The sequence below is a fragment of the Cellulomonas bogoriensis 69B4 = DSM 16987 genome, from assembly GCF_000767165.1.
Lineage (GTDB): Bacteria > Actinomycetota > Actinomycetes > Actinomycetales > Cellulomonadaceae > Actinotalea > Actinotalea bogoriensis.
On sequence record NZ_AXCZ01000193.1, the window covers coordinates 1 to 4,715 of the forward strand.

A 4,715-nucleotide genomic window follows, 5' to 3' on the forward strand; every position below is an offset into this window, starting at 1 on the left:
GCGGTGGTTCCCGTGGCGGGTCGGGCGGCGGTTCCGGCGGCGGCCGTGGTGGGTCGGGCGGCGGCCGTGGTGGTTCCGGCGGTGGTGGTCCGCGGGGCGGTGGCGCCCGTCCTGGGCTGATCGACTACCCGAGGGCGGGCAAGACGGGCATCCGTCGCTGGCTGCCCTCGTGGCGGCTGATCCTGGGGTTGTTCCTGACCGGTCTGGCCCTGGTGATCGCGGCGGTCGCGGTGGCCTACGCGATGACGCCCATCCCTGATCCGGACGACTTCGCCGAGGTGCAGACCACCACCGTCTACTACAGCGACGGCGAGACCGAGATGGGCACGTTCAGCGTGCAGAACCGGGTCATCCTCCCCGGGGACGAGATCCCCCAGCACGTGCGTGACACCGCTGTCGCGGCCGAGGACCGGACCTTCTACGAGAACCCCGGGATCAACCCCACGGGCATCGTGCGCGCGTTCATCAACAACGCGCGCGGGGGGTCCCGCCAGGGCGGGTCCTCGATCACCCAGCAGTACGCCGAGCGCTACTACTTCGGGGAGTCGGACGACAACTACTGGGGCAAGGTCCAGGAGGCGCTGCTGGCCGTCAAGCTGTCCCGGCAGCAGGACAAGCCCGAGATCCTCGCCAACTACCTCAACACGATCTACTACGGCCGGGACGCGTACGGCATCGAGACCGCGGCGCAGGCGTACTTCGGCATCTCCGCCCGCGACCTGACGACGGCGCAGTCCGGTGTGCTCATGGCCCTGCTCCCGTCCCCCAACAACTGGGACCCGCACAGCAACCAGAAGCAGAACGAGTTCCGCTGGAACAACCTCATGGACGGCATGGTGATCATCGGTGCGATGACCCAGGCCGAGCGCGACGAGCTGGTGTACCCGATCGACGACGTGATCGAGCACCAGCGCTCGAACCGCATGGCAGGGCCCCAGGGGTACCTCCTGTCGCTGGTCGAGAACGAGCTCTCCTCCGCCTCCTCGATCAGCTCCGAGCAGCTGCGTCAGCGCGGCTACCGGGTGGTCACCACGATCGACAAGCCCATGCAGGACTCCCTGGTCCGGGCCGTCGAGGACATGCCCGAGGACACCCCGGAGAACCTGCGTACCGCGGTGGTGACCCTCGAGCCCGAGTCGGGGGCGATCCGCGCGCTCTACGGCGGGCCGGACTACCTGACGATCGCGCGCAACGCGGTGACCCAGGACATCGCCCAGGCGGGGTCGACCTTCAAGTCGTTCACGCTGGTGGCGTTCCTCGAGCAGGGGCACTCGTTGCGCTCCTACTACAACGGCAACACCGACATGGAGTTCGAGGGGTTCGAGAACCCGGTCCGGAACTTCGGCGGCGGCAACTTCGGCAACATCGACGTGGTGCGCGCCACCGCGGACTCGGTCAACACCGTGTACGTGCAGATGAACGAGGAGGTCGGGCCGGGTGCGACCCGCGACGTGGCGGTCCGAGCCGGCATCCCCGAGGACGCCAACGGTCTGGATGCCTACCTGTCGAACACCCTGGGCACGGCCTCGCCGCACCCCCTCGACATGGCGCGGGCGTACAACACGTTCGCGGCGGGCGGGATTCGTACCGACACCCACATCGTGGACTTCGCCGAGACCCTGGACGGCAACCGCGTGTACGAGGGCGCAGGCACCCCGGAGCGTGTGTTCGAGGCCGACATCATGGCCGACACGACGTACGCGCTCAGCCAGGTGGTGCAGGCGGGTTCGGCGACCCGGGTGCGAGAGATGGGCCGCCCCGTCGCCGGCAAGACCGGGACGTCGAACGACAACTTCTCCGCGTGGTTCGTGGGCTACACCCCGCAGCTGACCACCGCGGTGGCCATGTACCAGGTCGGGGAGCAGGGCAACCCCGAGCAGATCACCCCCTTCGGTGGCCACAGCCAGATCACGGGCGGCTCGATGCCCGCCACGGTGTGGACGAACTACATGAGCGCCGCGATGGAGGGGATGGAGGTCCGGCAGTTCCCGGCACGGGCGGACACCGGTGAGCCCAACACCCCGCCGGTCGTGGACGTCCCGTCGGTGGCGGGCATGACCGAGGACGAGGCACGCCAGGCCCTGGAGGCCGTCGGGTTCAGCGTGCAGGTCTCCCAGGACGACCACCCCGACGTGCCGGCCGGCATCGTCATCGGGTCGAACCCGAGCGGCCAGGCCCAGATCGGGAGCACCGTGACGATCGTGGTGTCGACGGGGCCGGGGGTGGTGCAGGTGCCGGACGTGACCGGCCTGCCGGAGGGGGACGCGCGCGCACGTCTGGAAGAGGCCGGGCTGTCGGTGCGGGTCAACCGCCAACGGTCCGAGGACGTCCAGGAAGGTCGTGTGATCAGCGCGATGCCGGGTGGGCAGGTGGAGCCTGGGAGCACCATCACCCTCCTGGTGTCCGACGGTCCGCCACCGCGTCAGGAACCACCGCCGCAGCCCGAGCCTCCCCAGCCCGAGCCTCAGCCCACCGAGCCGCCGGGCGACGGCGACGGTGACGGCGAGGGCAACGGTGGTGGTGGCGGCGGTGGTGGCCAGGAGTCCGGCGCGGGTCAGCCGGGTGGCGGCTGGGGTGGCGGGGGCGGTGGGGGTAACCCCTGACGCACCCCGACGGACCTGGAGCACCCCGACTCACCTCGGGACGCATGACGCGGGCCTGGCGTGCCACCGGCGTGGTCGGAGCACGGACGGGGAGCCGCTAGACTGATGTGTTGCTGCCTCGAGCTCCCGGGTGCCGATCATCCACAGGGGACGGGCCGCAGACGCACAACCCTCCTGCCACGGAGAGACCGTGGCCGTGAAGACCACAGGAGGTGGGTATCCGTATGCGTCATTACGAGCTGATGGTCATCCTCGACCCCGAGATCGAGGAGCGCACCGTCGCCCCGTCCCTCGACAAGTACCTGTCGGTGGTCACCACCGACGGTGGCAGCGTCGACAAGGTGGACATCTGGGGACGTCGTCGCCTGGCCTACGAGATCGACAAGAAGTCCGAGGGCATCTACGCCGTGGTGGACTTCACCGCCACGCCCGCGACCGCCAAGGAGCTTGACCGCCAGCTGGGCCTGAACGAGGCCGTGCTGCGCACCAAGGTCATGCGTCCGGACGCCCACTGACAGGTCGTCGCTGCACCGACCCCACGATCGAGCACGAGGAGCTGGAATGGCTGGTGACACCGTCATCACGGTGATCGGGAACCTCACGGGCGACCCGGAGCTGCGGTTCACCCCGTCGGGTGCGGCCGTGGCGAACTTCACGATCGCCTCGACCCCCCGCACCTTCGACCGTCAGAGCAACGAGTGGAAGGACGGCGAGACGCTGTTCATGCGCTGCTCGATCTGGCGCGAGGCCGCGGAGAACGTCGCCGAGTCCCTCACCAAGGGCACCCGTGTGATCGCCCAGGGTCGGTTGGTCCAGCGGTCCTACGAGACCCGTGAGGGCGAGAAGCGCACCGTCGTGGAGCTGCAGGTCGACGAGATCGGCCCCTCGCTGCGCTACGCCTCGGCCAAGGTCACCCGCGCCCAGCGCTCGGGTGGCGGCGGCGGTGGCGGTGGTTTCGGTGGTGGCCAGTCCGGTTACAGCAACCAGGGCGGCGGCTTCGACAACGACCCGTGGGCCACGCCCGGCACGTCAGCAGGTGTCCCGTCCGCGGACGAGCCCCCGTTCTGACCTCAGACACCCACCTGCGCGCCCGTGAGGGCCGCGCGGGGTTGCGAACACCCGAAGGAGCACAACGATGGCCAAGCCCGTCGTCCGCAAGCCGAAGAAGAAGCAGAACCCCCTCAAGGCCGCCAAGATCGAGGTGGTCGACTACAAGGACACCGCGCTGCTGCGCAAGTTCATCTCCGACCGCGGCAAGATCCGCGCGCGTCGGGTGACCGGTGTCTCCGTCCAGGAGCAGCGCCAGATCGCACGGGCCGTGAAGAACGCCCGCGAGATGGCTCTGCTGCCCTACTCGAGCTCGGCTCGCTGAGAGAAGGAGTCGACTCCCATGGCAAAGCTGATCCTCACGCACGAGGTCACCGGTCTGGGCGCGCCCGGCGACGTGGTCGACGTCAAGGACGGGTACGCGCGCAACTACCTCCTCCCGCGTGGCCTGGCCACCGGGTGGTCGAAGGGCGCCGAGAAGCAGATCGCCGGTATCCGCAAGGCCCGCAAGGCCCGCGAGATCGCCACCCTGGACGAGGCGCGTGCCGTCCGTGACTCGCTGCAGTCCAAGCCGGTCGTCGTGACCGCCCGGGCCGGCGCGTCCGGCCGCCTGTTCGGCGCGATCACCACGAGCGACATCGCCGACGCCGTCACCGCCTCCGGTGGCCCGTCGATCGACAAGCGCAAGGTCGAGATCGGTCAGCCGATCAAGTCCCTGGGCGAGTTCCAGGTGCAGGTCCGCCTGCACGAGGACGTCTCGGCCCAGATCGACGTCCGGGTGGTTCCTGAGGCCTGAGCCTCGACACCCGGCACGAGCCCGGCCCCCACTGGGGGCCGGGCTCGCGTCATGTCACCCGCATGGTCAGCTGCTCCGGTGGTGTCACCGCCGCCAGGCACCGGCGCAGCGTCGTGACGATCGTGGCCACGACCAGGCGCCGGGCCTCGGCGGCCTGGACCTCCTCGTCGCCCGACGGGGCGCGGTCGTGGCGGAGCGCGAGGGTCAGGTCGGCGATCGCGCGTTCGACGGCGGGCCGTTCGTCACGGGCCGGCACCTGGGCGCCGACC

The 4,715-nt window shown here is 69.9% G+C and carries 6 protein-coding genes; 5 read left to right on the forward strand and 1 reads right to left on the reverse strand.

Features of this window, described 5'->3' with window-relative positions; genetic code table 11:
- Positions 1 to 188: 188 nt before the first annotated feature.
- From N869_RS12935 to rplI, 5 genes are all read left to right on the forward strand, one after another.
- Entirely contained in the window at positions 189 to 2,603 is a 2,415-nt protein-coding gene (locus N869_RS12935; protein ID WP_269545889.1) for a transglycosylase domain-containing protein, read from the forward strand.
- Between the two features lie 224 nt (positions 2,604 to 2,827).
- Positions 2,828 to 3,118, forward strand: coding sequence for a 30S ribosomal protein S6 (rpsF, locus tag N869_RS12940; RefSeq protein WP_198026076.1), 291 nt, complete (start codon positions 2,828 to 2,830; stop codon positions 3,116 to 3,118).
- Positions 3,119 to 3,164: 46 nt separating this feature from the next.
- Positions 3,165 to 3,671, forward strand: coding sequence for a single-stranded DNA-binding protein (locus N869_RS12945; RefSeq protein WP_035062287.1), 507 nt, complete (start codon positions 3,165 to 3,167; stop codon positions 3,669 to 3,671).
- Between the two features lie 67 nt (positions 3,672 to 3,738).
- Positions 3,739 to 3,975, forward strand: a complete 237-nt coding sequence (rpsR, locus tag N869_RS12950) for a 30S ribosomal protein S18 (protein WP_035062288.1) — start codon at positions 3,739 to 3,741, stop codon at positions 3,973 to 3,975.
- 18 nt (positions 3,976 to 3,993) lie between these two features.
- The gene (gene rplI / locus N869_RS12955; protein WP_035062289.1) at positions 3,994 to 4,446 is read left to right on the forward strand and encodes a 50S ribosomal protein L9; all 453 of its coding nucleotides are present in this window, start codon (positions 3,994 to 3,996) and stop codon (positions 4,444 to 4,446) included.
- A 49-nt stretch (positions 4,447 to 4,495) separates the two neighbouring features.
- On the opposite strand, the gene N869_RS17890 is transcribed toward rplI, so the two are convergent.
- A partial coding sequence (locus N869_RS17890) for a hypothetical protein (RefSeq protein ID WP_035062290.1) occupies positions 4,496 to 4,715 on the reverse strand: 220 nt, incomplete at its 5' end.